The following is a 15947-nucleotide window of genomic DNA, read 5'->3' as shown; positions in this document are numbered from 1 at the left end:
CTTTTTAAGTATTTTTTAATTTTTTTTTAAGAAACGTCTTGTTAATATTAAAAAAGGATTTACCTTTGTCAAGGAAACCTTAAAACATCACAAAATAATGAAAAAGGCATTTGCATTCTTGTTCGTAGCTGGTATGGTAACTCTTGCAGCTTGTGGCGGTAAAACTGAAGAAGCTGCTACTACAGATACTACAGCTGTTGCTGTTGATACTGTTGTTACTGTTGATACTGCTGCTGTTGATACTGCTGCTGTTGATACTGCTGCTGCGAAATAATTCGCCCCAACGAGTACGACAAATGAAAGCCACGCGAACCTTCGCGTGGCTTTTGTGGTTTTTAGGTCAAGATGAAAACTATTGCTGAAAAAATCCGTCTCTATCGCCTCGAACATGGCCTTTCCCAAGAAAACATGGCCGATTCACTGGGCATCTCTACTACCGCTTACGGGGATATTGAACGAGGCAAAACTGATTTGACCCTTTCTCGATTTTATCAAATTGCGGAGGTGTTAAACATAAGCGTTGCGGTTTTAATGGGCCAAACTACCCCGCTCCAGCAGGAATTGCAACAACTCGCAGTAGAAAAACTCCAAATTGAAAACGAGAAATTACGGCTTGAAAATCAATACCTACGCGAGAAAATAGCGGGGAGAATGATCATTGACCTAATCCAGAAAGATGCTCCAACTACTTCTGAACGACAAAGAATAGGATTTTAGTTAAATAAAATAGCAATTGCCCTACCCCGACGCTTGTTCACGTCGGGGTATTTTTTTAGGTTTAAGGTTTAAAACCAAATAACCTATGATAAATCTCGCCGATATTCAAGGAAGAAACCGTGTGATAGTAGAGAGCGTTACCCCCGAATTGGAGGGAGGGCGCTTTTTTATTAAATCGGTTCCCCAAGAAATCATCAAAGTCGAAGCTGATATTTACTGCGACGGGCACGATAAAATTGCCGCGCGGCTGCTTTATAAACATGGTCTTGACGACAAATGGAGCGAAGTTCCCATGCGATTTATTACCAATGACCGTTGGGGCGGCTCATTTGTGGTAGAAAAAGAAGGCTTTTATAGCTATACTATCGAAGCTTGGGTCGATAATTTAGCGTCTTGGGAGCATGAAATAAAACTCAAAATCCGTGATGCTCAGCACGTAAACAGCGAACTTTTAGGAGGAGCTACCTTGCTCGAAAAAATAGTAGAGCAAGCCTCCGACGAAGATAAGGCTGCTATTCTGGACACAATAAAGATTTTTAGAAATGAGCAACAATATGATGAAGCCGTACTTTGGGCCATCAGTGAGACCCTCGTCGGGTGGATAGCTAAGTATCCAGACCGTGAAAACGTTACGCACTACCATGAGTTAAAAATATGGGTAGACCGACCCAAAGCGGGCTTCTCTTCTTGGTACTCCTTGTTTCCCCGCTCAGCTGCGAAAGAACCCGGCAAACATGGAACTTTCCACGACGTGATTGGCCTACTGCCCCGCATCCAGCGTATGGGGTTTGATGTGCTGTACTTAACCCCTATTCATCCCATTGGCCATCAATTCAGAAAAGGGAAAAACAACAACGTAGTGTGCCAACCCGGAGAGCCTGGTGTTCCTTACGGGATAGGTTCAGAATTGGGCGGACACGATGCCATTCACCCCGAACTCGGTACCCTCGAAGACTTTAAAGCATTGGTAAAGGCCTGCAAAGCCCACGACATGGAGATTGCCATGGATTTGGCCATCCAATGTTCTCCTGACCACCCATGGGCCAAAAACCACCCCGAATGGTTTAAGATTCGTCCCGATGGCACCATTCAATACGCCGAAAATCCGCCCAAAAAATACCAAGATATTTATCCAATCAATTTCGAAACGGAAGCGTGGCCAAGCCTGTGGGAAGAACTTCGTCGGATTATTTTTGTGTGGGCAGAATGGGGCGTTAGAATCATTCGGGTGGATAATCCGCATACCAAAGCATTTGCCTTTTGGGAATGGATTATTGCCGAAACCAAGCAAAAGTACCCCGATATGCTTTTTTTGGCCGAAGCATTTACGCGCCCTAAAGTCATGCAACAGCTGGCAAAAGGAGGGTATTCGCAGTCCTATACGTATTATACTTGGCGAAATACCAAGCAGGAACTGATTGAATACATGACGGAGTTGACCCAAACCGACTTGCAGTATTATTTCCGCCCTAATTTCTGGCCTAATACGCACGATATTAACCCACCGCTGTTGCAAGAAGGACATGAGCCTAATTTCTTGATTCGCTATTTTATGGCGGCAACCTTGTCTTCCAACTATGGAATTTTCGGGCCCACCTTCGAATACATGGTCCACGAGGCGTTTCCGGGGAAAGAAGAATATTGGAACTCCGAAAAATACGAGATAAAGCATTGGGATTGGGAGCTAACCAATAAGCTTACCTATGTCATTACGCTGGTCAATCGCGCCCGTAAAGAAAACCCTGCGTTGCAGTATACCAACAACATTACTTTTTGCGACATTAACGACGACCAACTGCTGGCCTATCTCAAAACCCACTCCGACGGCAACCGTATTTTGTGCGTAGTCAATTTAGATGGCTACAATCGCCGAGCCAATATGGTGAAGATTCCACTCCAAAAAATCGGCAAAGCTGGTTGGGAGGATTTTATCGTGCATGACCTAATTACTGGCTCTAAATACGTCTGGAAAGGCGAATACAATTACATTGAGCTTGACCCGTATTTTCTACCGTTCCATTTGTTCCGGATTGAGGATATCTAATACAAAAGAGGGTTGGCTCGTCGCCAACCCTCTTTTTGTTCTTACTCCACTTGGCAGCTATTGAGATTTTCTGTCATTTTTTATCTGAATGACGTAAGAAAGCAACAAGCCAGCCCCGCCAAAAATCATAACAAGCGCTACCTGAATACCTTCACTCTGGGTATAGGGAGCTATAATAGCACCTATCAATAAACCTAGTCCCGCCCCTACCAGCAACAATCCAAATCGAAGAGTGTTGTCAGGACTAATACGGTTTCTTTTTATTGATTGATTATCAAAAGGATTGAGCCCTTTTTCAATCATCGACATTCGTTCCATATTTTGAAAATAACGGAGAAAAACAATCATAATCAGTCCAGCAATAACAGAGATAAGCGGAATAATAAGGGGATTCATAGTGACTTATTTTAAGTGTTGAACAAGTTTCTTTGGGCATAGGATGAAAAAGTATTACGGAAGGTTACGGGATAAATTAAAAACTTTTACCTAAAAAACTCGAACTTAGCCGTAACCTTATTCGACCTTTTAGCATCCAATCCGTTGTGAATGACAATCTGAAAGATATACAACTTATTGAGCAAATTTTGGCAGGCGACACCTCGGCTTACCGAGCCTTGGTACAACGCCACAAAGATTTTGCTTTTACGGTAGCGTATCGAATTCTCAATCACCGCGAAGAAGCCGAAGAAGCTGCGCAGGATGCCTTTTTACAGGCTTTTGGCGCGTTGAAAGAATTTAACCAAACTGCTAAATTTACGACTTGGTTTTACAGAATCGTTTTCAACGCCGCTTTGGGCGCCAAGCGCCGACAAAAACCGACGGAAGGCATCACTGAAATCAATGCCTTGGCGTATGCGGTGACGGATACCCAACAAAACCTTCACAAGAAGGAGCGTATCAAAAATATTCAGCAGGCGATGAAGCAACTTTCGGCCGACGATGTGACCATGATTACGCTATTTTATTTGCGGGAACAATCGTTGGAAGAAATTGCGGAGATTACGGGTATATCAGCTGAAACGATAAAAGTAAAATTGCACCGCGCACGCAAACGTTTGGCCGACGCCTTACGGAAGCAATTGGGAGAAGAAGTAAACAATTTGTACTAAAAACACATGCAACAACTCAACGACGACGAGCTTTTTGAAGTACTCGATGGCACCGCAACCGAAGAATTGCGGCAACGGCACCAGTATTGGCTCGAAACAGATACCGCGTACTGCGAGTACTTTATCGAATTGTCGCAACTGCACAATGATTTGGAAACGATGCACCTTGAAAGTCCTTCGATGGCTTTTGAAAATAATGTGATACGCCAATGGACATCCGACAAGTCTCCCTCTACACGCCTAGTAATGATAAAATGGATGCCTTTCTTATTTATTGGAATGATGCTACTACTAACGTTGGCTGGGGTATCTATTTTGGGAGAAACACAACCCACAAATCTATGGACTGAGCAATTACAAGGTTTGGACCAATCACTTAATCTTACCCTTGTGCAACAGGTGCTCCTTCCTTTGAACGCCGTTTTGTTTCTATTGATTGCAGAACGAATTCTCAGAAAACGATTGAACCAGCAGCCCTAGTCCGTTCTTTATCAGAATGGACTAGCTTTAGTCAAAATCTACCATCCAAAAATCTCTACTCCCGCGTAGAGGACCATGATAATACCAATGCTGGTGAGCGAATACATCACGGCATTGAAGGAATGTCCCTGCATGTATAAAATGTATTGAATAAGAAATCCAAGGCCCAATATAGCTCCGCCAATGGCCCCGACGATGAGCCCGCGTTGGCGGCGTTTGGCATAATAGCTTTCTTTCTCAGCCGCAGAATTAAACTGTTTCATTCACATAGAGGTTTAGTTAAGTCAAAATAAATCTTTCAATAATACAAAAAAAATGATTTTAGTCAAATGACCTTATTTTATGTCAAATAAGAAATCAAAGCCACTACTTTCGACGAGTTGAATAATCGACTTTAACTCGTCCGATCTTTCCTCCAACCACAGCATTTTCATCTCAGCTTTTTGGGCAATGCGCCATAATTTCACCTACTTAATTTGGAGATTTTGTGCCCAAAGCGTGGATTTTGGCTCGATTGAAATACCAATCCCTGCCTCTACCAATCGAAGTACCAATGCAGAATAGGCCGATTCATGCACGATTTTGGGAATAAAACCACCGTAATCACGGCAAATCTGGTGGACCATTTCTACATAACTCAAACTGATGCGTATTCAGCATTAATCAGTAAAAAATAAGCATTTTTTTGTATCAAATATAGTAACTTGTTTTGTAGTCAGAACCGCATCACGTACCCTCAACATGAATCTGACACAAGCCTATTCGCCAGAACATTTTCGCCAAGAAGCCCACCAATTGGTAGATACGCTGGCGGACTATCTTTCGAATGCCCAAAATCAAACCCTAAAAACGGTGATTCCATACCGTTTACCTGAAGACAACCTAGAAGTTTGGCAACAGGACTTTGAGGGGGGAAAAGGTAATCTATTGGCGTTTTTTGAGAAGGTAATCCAGCAATCCACGCATTTGCATCACCCCCGCTACATGGGCCATCAAGTATCACCTCCTTTACCCATTGCAGCATTGACGGGGCTTCTGACTGGAATGCTCAACAACGGCATGGCAGTGTATGAAATGGGGCTGGTATCCAATCCATTAGAGCGAATTTTGAGTGATTTACTAGCCAATAAAATCGGCTTCACTGCCCAAGCCTCTGGCTTGTTAACCTCTGGAGGCACCTTAGCCAATCTGACGGCCTTGTTGGCAGCCCGTGCTGCTAAAGCCCCCACCGATGTATGGGAAGAAGGCCACAGCGGGCGCTTGGCCGTGATGGTTTCGGAAGAAGCCCACTACTGCATCGACAGGGCGGCACGTATCATGGGAATGGGCAGCGAAGGCATCATAAAAATTCCGACAAACGAACGTTTTCAACTACGCACCGAACTCTTGGAAGACTATTACCAACAAGCTTCTAACAAGGGCTTAACCGTTATTGCGGTCATCGGCAGCGCCTGCTCCACCTCCACAGGCTCGTACGACGATTTGCAGACAATCGGCGAATTTTGCGCTCAACACAACCTTTGGTTTCACGTCGACGGGGCGCACGGTGGTGCGGTGGTCTTTTCCGAAAAATACAAATCATTGGTCGCAGGCATCAACCTTGCCGATTCGGTCGTGATTGATTGGCACAAAATGCTCATGACACCTGCGCTAGCCACGGCGCTTATTTTCAAAAACGTCGACGATTCCTTCAAAACCTTTCACCAAAAAGCGCAGTATTTGTGGGCTAATCAGGGTTCACAAGAATGGTTCAACTCAGGCAAACGCACCTTTGAATGTACCAAACTGATGATGAGCGTCAAAATATATTCCATTTTGAAAGCCTACGGCGAAGAAATTTTTGCCGAAAACGTAGACACACTTCACGATTTAGCGCATGATTTCGTCGGAATACTACAAGCCAATCCACGTTTTGAATTAGGCGTTGAGCCACAAAGCAATATCGTTTGTTTTCGGTTTGTGGGAGCGCGTCAAACCCCAGAATCCTACAATTCAGTCAACGCGGTCATCAGGCAACGATTATTGGAAGAGGGCAATTTTTATATTGTTCAAACCACTCTGCGTGAAAAGCTATATTTACGGGTATCGTTGATGAATCCCCTCACAAAAAAGGAAGATTTAATAGCACTTTTGGCGGAGATTGAAAATATCGCGACAACTATTGGGTAGTAAAGCCCATAAATACAAAAAGGCAGTTTTTAAAAAAACTGCCTTTTTGCTGTATTTTAAGTAGTTACAAGGCCAGCCCAGCCCGTTTCAGCATTGCTTCGGGTTTGGGCTCACGGCCACGGAAGCGCTTATAAAGCACCATTGGCTTTTCGCTGCCGCCTTTTGAGAGTACATTATCCCGGAATGATTGCGCCACTTCTTGATTGAAAATGCCTTTTTCTTTGAACAACTCAAACGCATCGGCATCCAACACTTCCGACCATTTGTAGCTATAATAACCAGACGAATAGCCCCCCGCAAAAATATGACTAAACGCCGTGCTCACGCTCGTTCCTTCGGTTTTAGGGTATAGTTTAGCGCCTACGTCGGCCTTTTCTTCGATTTGCACCACAGTTTCACCGTTAGGAACTGTACTGTGCCACGCCATATCAATCATGCCCAATCCTACTTGGCGCATATTGGCAAGGCCCGCCATAAAATTAGAACTAGCACGGATTTTGTCAATGTATTCCTGCGGAATCACTTCACCAGTTTGATAATGTCTTGCAAAAATCCGTAATACTTCGGGCTCTTCGGCAAAGTTTTCCATGATTTGACTCGGCAACTCTACAAAGTCCCACGCCACGCTCGTTCCAGAGGTAGTTTGATATTTGCCGTTCGCCAGCATCCCGTGTAAGGCATGCCCAAATTCATGGAAAAGCGTGGTTACTTCGCTGAATGACAACAACGAAGGCTTGCTGTCCGTTGGTCGCGAGAAGTTACACACATTGACCACGTGCGGACGAAACTCTTTACCGTTTTCAACCCACTGGTCCTGAATACTATTATTCCACGCGCCAGCACGTTTGCCAGGGCGTGGGAAATAATCTCCGTACCAAACGGCCAAAAATTTGCCGTCTTTGTCAAATACTTCGTAAGTCTTCACTTCTGGATGCCAGCCCGCAATTTCTTTATTTTCTTTGAACGTGATGCCGTACAGCTTATTGGTCAACGTAAAAATACCATCCAGTACGTTTTCGAGTTTGAAGTAAGGCTTCAACAATTCGTCGTTGATGGCGTATTTTTCTTTTTTCAGTTTTTCAGAATAATACGACACATCCCAACGCTGAAGTTTGTCTTCCGTAAAACCGTTTTTCTTGGCATAAGCCGTCAATTCAGCCAATTCTTTGGCGGCGGCGGGTTCGGCGTACTTCTTCACGTCATTCAGAAAGTCCGTGACAATTTGCTTGCTGTTGGCCATGCGTTCTTCTAGCATATAGTCAGCCCAAGTTTCGTAGCCCAGCAACTTGGCCTTGTCATAACGAAGTTTGACGATTTGGGCGATATTGGCTTGATTATCGTTTTTACCTCCGCCAAATCCGCGCGCGTTGAATGCTAAAAAGAGTTTTTTACGAAGATCGCGATTTTCGGCGTATTGCATAAACGGCCCATAACTCGGGGCTTGCAACGTAAACACCCAGCCTTCTTTATTCATTTTTTTAGCCGCCGCTTTGGCTCCTTCTTTCACAAAATCAGGCAAACCAGCCAAGTCTTTTTCGTCGGTAACCGAGAGGGCATATTCGTTGGTTTCAGCCAAGTTATTTTCGGCAAATTTGATGGACAACTGCGACAAATCCTTGTTGATTCCGCGAAGTTTTTCTTTGTCGGCGTCGTTCAAATTGGCACCGTTGCGCGAGAAGCTTTTGTAGGTTTTTTCCAACAACATCGCACTTTCAGTATCCAATTTCAGCTTATCGCGTTGGTCCCAAACGGCTTTTACCCGCGCAAAAAGCTTGTCATTGAGCGTAATGTCATTGCCGTACTCGGTCAGCATCGGCGAGGCTTCCCGAATGGTTTTCTGGATTTCAGGATTGGTTTCGGCCCCATTAAGGTGAAACAAAACACTGCTTACTTTCCCTACATTTCCACCGCCCTGCTCAAGGGCAAGAATGGTGTTTTCGAAAGTAGGTTTGGCCGGATTATTGATAAGCGCATTGATTTCTTTGCGCCCTTCAGCCATGGATTCTTTGAGCGCTGGCAAAAAATGCTCTGGCTTAATTTTGTCATAAGGAGCCGTTTGGTGGGGGGTATTAAACGGCTGCAACAAGGGATTTGAACTCATACTACTCGGGTTTTGTGCAAAAGCAATGCTACTAAAGAGCAGGCTTGCCGCTAAAATATAGGTTTTCATGTGATGAACGATTGGTTTGATGCAAAAGTGCGGCAATTTAACGGTAAAGCAGGAGAAAACACTCCCCCAAAACAGGTGATTACACAGAAGGCGCCATTGCGTGAGTACTGGATGCTTTTCTGGACTTTTTTACGAATCTTCTTTTAAAACGTACCCCATTCCTGATTTGGTATGAATCAGTTTGGTGTCAAAATCACGGTCTATTTTCTTCCGTAGAAAATTAATGTACACTTCCACTACGTTGGTTCCGCTGTCAAAATTCATGTCCCAAACCTTTTCGGCAATATCGGTTTTGGAAACAACGCGTCCTTTGTTGCGCACCAAATATTCCAAAAGCGCCAACTCTTTGGGGGTAAGGTCGATGGCATGATTGGCCCGGACCACAATCTTGGTATCGGTATTTATTTCAAGGTCGGCCACGCGCAAAATGTTACCGCCCGTGTTGTCAGCATCTGACTGGGAGCGTTTGAGAAATACGTTAACGCGCGCCAACAACTCCCGAAAATCAAACGGTTTGACGATATAATCATCGGCTCCCACATTGAATCCTTCGATTTTATCGTCGGGCTCGCCAAGGGCCGTGAGCATCAAAACAGGCACATTGGGATCACGCTGACGAATCAGTTTACACACTTCGTAGCCGTTCATAGACGGCAAATTGATGTCTAAAATGACCAAATCAAAATGGTTAGCGGTGGCAATTTTACTACCAATGAGTCCATCATACGCAATCTCCGTTTCAAAACCTTTTTCACGAAGTCCTTTACTTATGTTTTGGGCAATACGGGAGTCATCTTCTACGATGAGGATTTTTTTGGTGTCGTGGGTCATCAATCAGGCTCTCAGGTTTGTGTATAAAAGTGGGCGAAATTTCTACGATTAGAGCAGCAATTTTAGTAAAAACTCAAATTCGGGTAAGACATTCTCTCCCGATAGTTTATTGTCAAAATCAATTACTTTGCTAATCGTTCCATCTATTCGATAAATAAATACGGTTTGAGTGCTTGGTTGAATAAGCCATGCCAGTTGCACCCCGTTTTCGATGTATTCGTGCATTTTTTCCTGGGCTTTTTTCAGAATATCACTTGCCGACATCAGTTCCACCACAAAATCTGGGGCAATGGGAGGAAAACGCTCTTGTTCGTCCTCATTCAGGCTGTTCCAACGCTCGTCGCTAATCCACGCCGCATCGGGTGAGCGGGTAGCAAAATTGGGAAGTTTGAAAGCAGTTGAAGAGTCGAACACGACTCCCTTTTTATGTTGACGATTCCATAAAACCAATTCAAAATTGATTTCCGAATTTCTTTTTCCTGTTTTTCCTCCAGTATTAGGCATAATTAAAATGGTCCCGTCGGGATTGCGTTCAAAACGAAGGTGGTCATTGCGGCGGCAAAATTTATAGAATGCTTTGTCGTCCATTTCATCGGCCAATTCCAACGTAAAGGGTTCGGTATCCCCATTCATCCACTCATTGACAAGTACGGCAGTCATCAGTTTTTAATTTTTATACAGTAAATATAACAAGTTTTGATAGAATTTAGTTGTTTTAGGCTAATTACGCAATCACTCACTATCATGAATTTACACGTCATTGATGCCGGACATTTCAAACTCGACGGAGGCGCTATGTTTGGAGTTGTGCCCAAAACAATCTGGAATCGGATGATTACCGCCGACGAAAACAACCTTTGCTCCTGGGACATGCGCTGTTTGCTCGTCGAAGAAGGCAATCGACTCATGCTCATTGATACAGGAATGGGTGATAAACAAGACCCCAAATGGCAGTCGTACTACTACCGCCACGGTGAAGGAGACTTGGTGAAGTCCATCGAAAAAGCAGGTTTTGGGGCGCACGAAATCACGGATGTCATTTTTTCACACCTTCATTTTGACCATTGCGGCGGCGGGGTCAAGTGGAATTCTAACCGTAGTGGCTACGAGCTGACGTTTCCGAAGGCGCATTATTGGACACATTCGGAGCATTGGCAAACGGCCAATTTTCCCAACGCTCGCGAGAAAGCGACGTTTTTCAAAGAAAATATTTTACCAATTCAGGAAGCAGGACAATTGTATTTTTCGGATAAAATAGAAAACCCCTTCGGGACAAATGTACAGCCCCTCTATGTAGATGGGCACACCGAAAAAATGACCATGTTGAAGATCGCCTACAAGGGCCAAACGGTGGTTTTTATGGCTGATACAATTCCTTCACACGCGCATTTGCCAGTACCATACGTGATGGGCTACGACGTGCGCCCGCTCGAAACCATGAAGGAAAAAGAAGCGCTACTCAAAGAAGCATTGGACAATAATTATATTCTGTTTTTTGACCACGACCCGCTTCACGATTGTTGTACGGTAGAAATGACCGAGAAAGGCATTCGGGTAAAGAACAAAGGCTTGCTTACTGATTTTATATAATCTCCCGTAAAATAGAAGCGTCCGACGGTTTGGAACCGTCGGACGCTTCTATTACTTATTTTAAGCGCAATACTTACATTTGCTCAAACTCACCAACAGCGCGCAGTTCTACATCTTCACCCACTACGGCGGCCGGCATACTACCTACCCCAAAATCAGTGCGTTTGATGATACCCGTGATTTTAAAACCTGCTTTTGGCTTTTTTGTACGGCCATTCATACCTGTTCCAGTCAATGCTAAATCAAGCGTAATCGGTTTTGTTACACCTTTAAGCGTTAAGTCGCCTTTTAATTTGTATTTTTTGTCAGCTACTTTAGAGATTGAAGTGCTCTTGAAGCTAAACTTTGGAAATTTGGCGGCGTCAAAGTGCTTTTCGCTTTTGAGGTCATTATCACGCATCTCATTGTCGGTATCGATGCTGCTTATATCGGCAGAAACTTCAAAAACCGCATCCGAAAAATCCTCTTTTGAGGAGGTAATGGTAGCATCAAATGCTTTGAAATTACCATCTACTTCCGACATCAATAAGTGGGTTACGGTAAAACCTACTTTTGCGTGCGCTTTGTCAACTTTCCATGTTTGGGCAAAAGTGGCGAATGACATCAAAAGGGCCGTGGCTACTAAAGTGATTTTTTTCATTGTTGTTTTGGTTGTAATGATTTAGCAAATAGTTTAATGAGCACAAATCAAAAATAAAGTTTTAAACTTCTCCGCACTTTTTCGACCATTGACTTCACCAAATCGGCCATACGGCAGATTATTCGACCAATCGGTAAAGCAGAACCATTCAGCTGAATGGTCGACTAAAATACCAAGAATGCCGAAAAAAAGCGCAGAAATCTCCCACTAAATCACAGAAATTAGTACAATACCTTTCTTTTCCCGAAATTTAGCCGCTTTAGCGAATCTTACTTTACGCCTTGCACCTGCCTGCTATCATGCAAGTATTCATCAAACGACACCGAATTTTACTTTTACACCTTTCCTTTTGGTGCGTTTATTTCTCATTTTTCTTTTACCAAATTCGCTTTCCCATTCGAGGGCAGGAAGTCAGCTTTTGGGATGCATTCAAGAATACTTCTTTTGAAGTGCTCTTCATGGCGTTGGTGGTGTATCTCAATTATTTTTTCTTTCTACCCCGGTTTCTCAAACACAAAAGTTTGGTGCGCTATGTTGTAGAATTTTCTATCCCATTTGCAGTATTGGTACGGGCGTTTATTCTGCTAAAACGGTATTTGATTGATGGCAATACCCAGAAAATATGCTATTTCTACGAAGATAAATTTACCGTTAATGTCGTATTGAGTACGCTCTTTATTGTGATTTTTGTGGGAATGCTCAAATTTGCTGAAGGCTGGTTTGAACTGGAAGCTAAAAAGAAAGAGATTGAAAATGAGAAACTTACCTCCGAACTTCGTTTCTTAAAAGCCCAAATCAACCCGCATTTTTTGTTTAACACCCTCAATAACCTGTATTATTTGGCCTTTACCAACTCCCCCAATACCACAGAAGTAATTGCCAAACTGTCGCAAATGATGCGGTACATGATTTACGACTCCAACCACGCGAAAGTGCCATTGATGAAGGAAATAGAGTACATGAAAAATTATATCAGCCTCGAAAAACTTCGTCTTAATGAGCCTATTCCCATTAATTTTGAGGTGACTGGCAATACCAACGGCGTACTGATTGTACCTTTGATTTTTATTAGTTTTCTCGAAAATGCCTTTAAACATGGCGTCAGCAACAATTTTGCGGGAGCGTGGATTACGGCTGATATTTTATTGGAAGGAACGGCCTGCATCTATACGGTTGCCAACAGCAAGTTACCGCAAAGTTTAGTAAATCAGGAAGAACAATCAGGAATTGGCCTAAAAAACGTCAAGAGACGTTTAGAATTGAGTTATCCCGATAATTTTGAACTCGAAATCGAAGATACCGCTGAAGAATATCGCGTACGGCTTAAATTAAACTTGGTATGACCCTGACCTGCGTAGTGGTGGAAGACGAGCCATTGGCCCGAAATTTACTGGAGCAATACATCCTGAAAGTGAGTCACTTGCAGCTGGTCAAATCGTTTTCCAATCCATTGACGGCGTTGGAGTTTTTGCGCAACAACTCCGTTGATATTCTTTTCTCTGACATTCAAATGCCCGAAATCACGGGCATTTCCCTACTGAAAATACTACCGAAAAAGCCGTTGGTCATTCTTACCACGGCCTACTCAGAATACGCCATTGAAGGTTACGAACTGGATGTGCTGGATTATTTACTAAAGCCCATTACGCTAGAGCGATTTTTAAAGTCTGTCGAAAAAGCCACGCAACGACTTTCCGCCGCGCCCCCGCTGCCCGCTCTCGAAACAGCCGCTCCCATTGACCAAACACAAGCCTCCATTTTTGTCAAAGACGGCACCAAATTGGTCAAAATCAGGCTAAACGAAATTCTTTATATCGAAGGGCTAAAAGACTACGTCACGATTCATACCAAAGAGAAAAAAGTGGTGACGCTGCAAACGTTGAAATCCTTGGAAGCACAGCTTACCCCTCATCATTTTATCCGCGTGCATCATTCCTTTCTCGTATCGTTTGACGCGATTGATACCATTGAAAAAGAAAAGATACAAATCGGGAAAGTGTGGATTCCGATCAGCGATACGTACCGAAAAAGTGTAAAAGAGTTTATTGAACGCAAACAAAGTTAGCGCGACATCCGCATGGGAATCCCCCGCTCGTGCAAATACTGTTTCAACGCCGGAATCTCAATTTCTTTAAAGTGAAAAATACTCGCTGCCAAGCCTGCGTCAGCGTAACCAGTGGTAAATACTTCATAAAAATGCTCCATCGTGCCCGCCCCGCCCGAAGCAATCACGGGAATGTTTGCGTTGCGCGATATGGTAGAAGTTAATTCCAACGCAAAGCCATTTTTGGTACCATCTGTATCCATCGAGGTCAGCAAAATCTCTCCCGCGCCGCGCTCTTCTACTTCCTTGGCCCATTCCAACGTACGCAGTTCGGTCGGCTTACGCCCGCCGTGAGTATGAACAAAATTAGAAGTGAGATGCGGCTGCGATGAGAAGTGAGGAGCCAGGAAGGAGTCTGTTGGGGATTCATTGTGAACTGCCAACTGTGAACTGTGAACTGACTTTGTATCAATCGCTACCACGATGCACTGACTACCAAACTCCAATGCCAACTCGTTGATTAAGTCGGGATTACGGACCGCCGCTGAATTGATAGAAACCTTATCGGCTCCCGCGTTGAGAAGCGCTGAAACATCGGCTTTAGATGAAATTCCTCCGCCAACAGTAAAAGGAATATTGATGGTATGCGCTACGCGACGTACCAGTTCTAGGAGGGTTCCACGCCCTTCGACGGTGGCCGTAATATCTAAAAACACCAGCTCATCGGCTCCCTGCTCGGCATATACGGCGGCGAGTTCGACGGCATCGCCAGCGTCGCGGAGATTTACAAAATTGACTCCTTTTACAGTGCGCCCGTCTTTTACATCGAGGCAAGGTATGATACGTTTTGTGAGCATTTAACTATATTTCTTAAAGTTAACTTTTTCCATCATGCGCTCGGGGCGCGCCAGTGCCGTAAATCCAAATTGCTCATACAAGCCATGCGCGTCGGCCGTTGCCAATGACCATTTTCGAAACCCTTGCAATTCGGGGATTTGATTAAATATACATTCCATCAACCATTTTGACAGCCCCTGACCACGGTAGGTTTCAACTATAAACACATCTGCTAAGTAGCCATACGTAGCAAAATCAGTGGTTACCCGAGCAAAACCTATTTGTTTTTCGTAGTGATACACCCCAAAACTCAGCGAATTTTGAATGGACCGCTCCACAATGTCGCGTGGGATGCTCTCCGCCCAATACGAATGCTTTGATAGATAATCATGAATCAAGTCAAAGTCTAATTTTGACTTTTGGGTAGAAATCAAAAAAGCTTCTTTCTGGAATTCGTGTACAAGGGTATCAAGCAATGACATGGCTATTGGCAATTATTAGCCCACAAAGAACCGAAAAAAAGGTGATTTTTCTGCGTTATTGTTTGGTGACTTCTGGTTTAATCGCGCCAAAATTCTGTACAAAACGACCAAATGGCGCGCTGCAAGTGCCGTAAGGATCTTTGGAAATTCGGGCGGCCGTGCCCAGATGCGTGTAGGTAGAGTCTAAGAGATTTCGGCGGTGACCAGGTGATTTCATCCATTCACCCACGGCCTCCTGCGCAAAGCCCTCGTAAGTATAAGGATGATAAACCGATTTTCTCTCGCAATCAAAATACTCAAAAGTACCGTCCCGTTTTTTGCGACAACAGTACTCTGGTGCGGTGTCGACGAGCTGATATTGGCCTATATTTTCTCCTATTTTGAGAAAAGCCCACGTATGCACTTTTACCCGCTGGGCCAGCGTGTTCAGCGACGGGCTATAAGGGTGGGTATGTCCATAAAAACCCATTTGAATCATATCGGTCGCGTAGCCCTGCGCCGTTTGATGAAGCCCCGAATCGTATTCAAGTAATTTTATACCAAATTGGCTACGGGTTTGATTGGTCAGATGAAAAATAGCCGCATCCAACAGTTCATAATTCGGACGGCGTGCATCCACCGCACTTTTCAATTCGGGGAGTTGAACAAAACGCTCCAATGGAAAAGCATAATAATCAGGCGACTCGGTTCGGAATGAACCGGCGAGCAGTAGCAAAACCAAGAACCAAAGCACCCGTTTCATCAGAACATAAGGTTGGCGTTTAGAAATTAAAAATAGTAACTTATTGAGTAAGTTGTACATAATTGCCCGATTGAACTTCTTTTTGTGGTAAC

At 44.0% G+C, this 15947-nt stretch carries 19 protein-coding genes; 9 read left to right on the top strand and 10 right to left on the bottom strand.

Going from position 1 to position 15947, the window contains the following annotated elements:
- Positions 1 to 97: 97 nt before the first annotated feature.
- The 3 genes from DR864_RS29900 to DR864_RS20355 all read left to right on the top strand — a co-directional run bounded on the left by DR864_RS29900 (position 98) and on the right by DR864_RS20355 (position 2761).
- Complete coding sequence (locus DR864_RS29900) at positions 98 to 274, top strand: hypothetical protein (RefSeq protein ID WP_162793996.1); 177 nt, start codon at positions 98 to 100, stop codon at positions 272 to 274.
- A 71-nt stretch (positions 275 to 345) separates the two neighbouring features.
- Complete coding sequence (locus DR864_RS20360; RefSeq protein ID WP_114068699.1) at positions 346 to 717, top strand: helix-turn-helix domain-containing protein; 372 nt, start codon at positions 346 to 348, stop codon at positions 715 to 717.
- 85 nt (positions 718 to 802) lie between these two features.
- Positions 803 to 2761 carry an alpha-1,4-glucan--maltose-1-phosphate maltosyltransferase gene (locus tag DR864_RS20355; RefSeq protein WP_114068698.1) on the top strand — a complete coding sequence of 653 codons (1959 nt, stop codon included), beginning with the start codon at positions 803 to 805 and terminating at the stop codon, positions 2759 to 2761.
- A gap of 57 nt (positions 2762 to 2818) precedes the next feature.
- On the opposite strand, the gene DR864_RS20350 is transcribed toward DR864_RS20355, so the two are convergent.
- A complete protein-coding gene (locus DR864_RS20350; protein WP_114068697.1) occupies positions 2819 to 3157 on the bottom strand; it encodes a DUF6249 domain-containing protein in 339 nt (112 codons plus the stop codon).
- Between the two features lie 146 nt (positions 3158 to 3303).
- Here DR864_RS20350 and DR864_RS20345 point away from each other — a divergent pair, with 146 nt between their 5' ends.
- Complete coding sequence (locus DR864_RS20345) at positions 3304 to 3870, top strand: RNA polymerase sigma factor (protein WP_162793994.1); 567 nt, start codon at positions 3304 to 3306, stop codon at positions 3868 to 3870.
- A 6-nt stretch (positions 3871 to 3876) separates the two neighbouring features.
- A complete protein-coding gene (locus DR864_RS20340; protein ID WP_114068695.1) occupies positions 3877 to 4350 on the top strand; it encodes a hypothetical protein in 474 nt (157 codons plus the stop codon).
- 38 nt (positions 4351 to 4388) lie between these two features.
- On the opposite strand, the gene DR864_RS20335 is transcribed toward DR864_RS20340, so the two are convergent.
- Positions 4389 to 4613: a hypothetical protein gene (locus DR864_RS20335; protein ID WP_114068694.1), complete on the bottom strand. Its 225-nt coding sequence runs from the start codon at positions 4611 to 4613 to the stop codon at positions 4389 to 4391.
- Positions 4614 to 4817: 204 nt separating this feature from the next.
- The gene (locus DR864_RS29895) at positions 4818 to 4976 is read right to left on the bottom strand and encodes a type 2 periplasmic-binding domain-containing protein (RefSeq protein ID WP_162793992.1); all 159 of its coding nucleotides are present in this window, start codon (positions 4974 to 4976) and stop codon (positions 4818 to 4820) included.
- Between the two features lie 115 nt (positions 4977 to 5091).
- On the opposite strand from DR864_RS29895, the gene DR864_RS20330 reads away from it, so the two are divergent.
- Positions 5092 to 6519: a pyridoxal phosphate-dependent decarboxylase family protein gene (locus DR864_RS20330; RefSeq protein ID WP_114068693.1), complete on the top strand. Its 1428-nt coding sequence runs from the start codon at positions 5092 to 5094 to the stop codon at positions 6517 to 6519.
- 64 nt (positions 6520 to 6583) lie between these two features.
- On the opposite strand, the gene DR864_RS20325 is transcribed toward DR864_RS20330, so the two are convergent.
- The 3 genes from DR864_RS20325 to DR864_RS20315 all read right to left on the bottom strand — a co-directional run bounded on the left by DR864_RS20325 (position 6584) and on the right by DR864_RS20315 (position 10180).
- A complete protein-coding gene (locus DR864_RS20325) occupies positions 6584 to 8689 on the bottom strand; it encodes a M3 family metallopeptidase (protein WP_114068692.1) in 2106 nt (701 codons plus the stop codon).
- A gap of 129 nt (positions 8690 to 8818) precedes the next feature.
- Positions 8819 to 9520 (bottom strand): response regulator transcription factor, encoded by a 702-nt coding sequence (locus tag DR864_RS20320; RefSeq protein WP_114068691.1) that lies wholly within the window; start codon positions 9518 to 9520, stop codon positions 8819 to 8821.
- Between the two features lie 48 nt (positions 9521 to 9568).
- A complete protein-coding gene (locus DR864_RS20315) occupies positions 9569 to 10180 on the bottom strand; it encodes a Uma2 family endonuclease (protein WP_114068690.1) in 612 nt (203 codons plus the stop codon).
- A gap of 84 nt (positions 10181 to 10264) precedes the next feature.
- On the opposite strand from DR864_RS20315, the gene DR864_RS20310 reads away from it, so the two are divergent.
- Positions 10265 to 11110: an MBL fold metallo-hydrolase gene (locus DR864_RS20310; RefSeq protein ID WP_114068689.1), complete on the top strand. Its 846-nt coding sequence runs from the start codon at positions 10265 to 10267 to the stop codon at positions 11108 to 11110.
- A 73-nt stretch (positions 11111 to 11183) separates the two neighbouring features.
- On the opposite strand, the gene DR864_RS20305 is transcribed toward DR864_RS20310, so the two are convergent.
- Complete coding sequence (locus tag DR864_RS20305; RefSeq protein WP_114068688.1) at positions 11184 to 11750, bottom strand: YceI family protein; 567 nt, start codon at positions 11748 to 11750, stop codon at positions 11184 to 11186.
- 299 nt (positions 11751 to 12049) lie between these two features.
- Between DR864_RS20305 and DR864_RS20300 the strand changes: the two genes are divergently transcribed.
- A complete protein-coding gene (locus DR864_RS20300) occupies positions 12050 to 13093 on the top strand; it encodes a sensor histidine kinase (protein WP_114068687.1) in 1044 nt (347 codons plus the stop codon).
- Entirely contained in the window at positions 13090 to 13815 is a 726-nt protein-coding gene (locus DR864_RS20295) for a LytR/AlgR family response regulator transcription factor (RefSeq protein WP_114068686.1), read from the top strand. Before DR864_RS20300 ends, DR864_RS20295 begins: the two co-directional genes overlap by 4 nt.
- Here the strand turns inward: DR864_RS20295 and hisF are convergent.
- From hisF to DR864_RS20280, 3 genes are read right to left on the bottom strand one after another with little or no spacing between them, the layout of a single operon-like run.
- A complete protein-coding gene (gene hisF, locus DR864_RS20290) occupies positions 13812 to 14651 on the bottom strand; it encodes an imidazole glycerol phosphate synthase subunit HisF (RefSeq protein WP_114068685.1) in 840 nt (279 codons plus the stop codon). The genes DR864_RS20295 and hisF overlap by 4 nt on opposite strands.
- The gene (locus DR864_RS20285) at positions 14652 to 15113 is read right to left on the bottom strand and encodes a GNAT family N-acetyltransferase (protein WP_114068684.1); all 462 of its coding nucleotides are present in this window, start codon (positions 15111 to 15113) and stop codon (positions 14652 to 14654) included.
- 55 nt (positions 15114 to 15168) lie between these two features.
- A complete protein-coding gene (locus tag DR864_RS20280; protein ID WP_162793990.1) occupies positions 15169 to 15855 on the bottom strand; it encodes a CAP domain-containing protein in 687 nt (228 codons plus the stop codon).
- Positions 15856 to 15947: the final 92 nt, after the last annotated feature.

It is taken from the genome of Runella rosea (assembly GCF_003325355.1).
In the GTDB taxonomy this organism is placed as follows: domain Bacteria; phylum Bacteroidota; class Bacteroidia; order Cytophagales; family Spirosomataceae; genus Runella; species Runella rosea.
The sequence above is the reverse complement of the archived record's forward strand: the minus strand, read 5'-3'. Positions and strand labels throughout refer to the sequence as shown.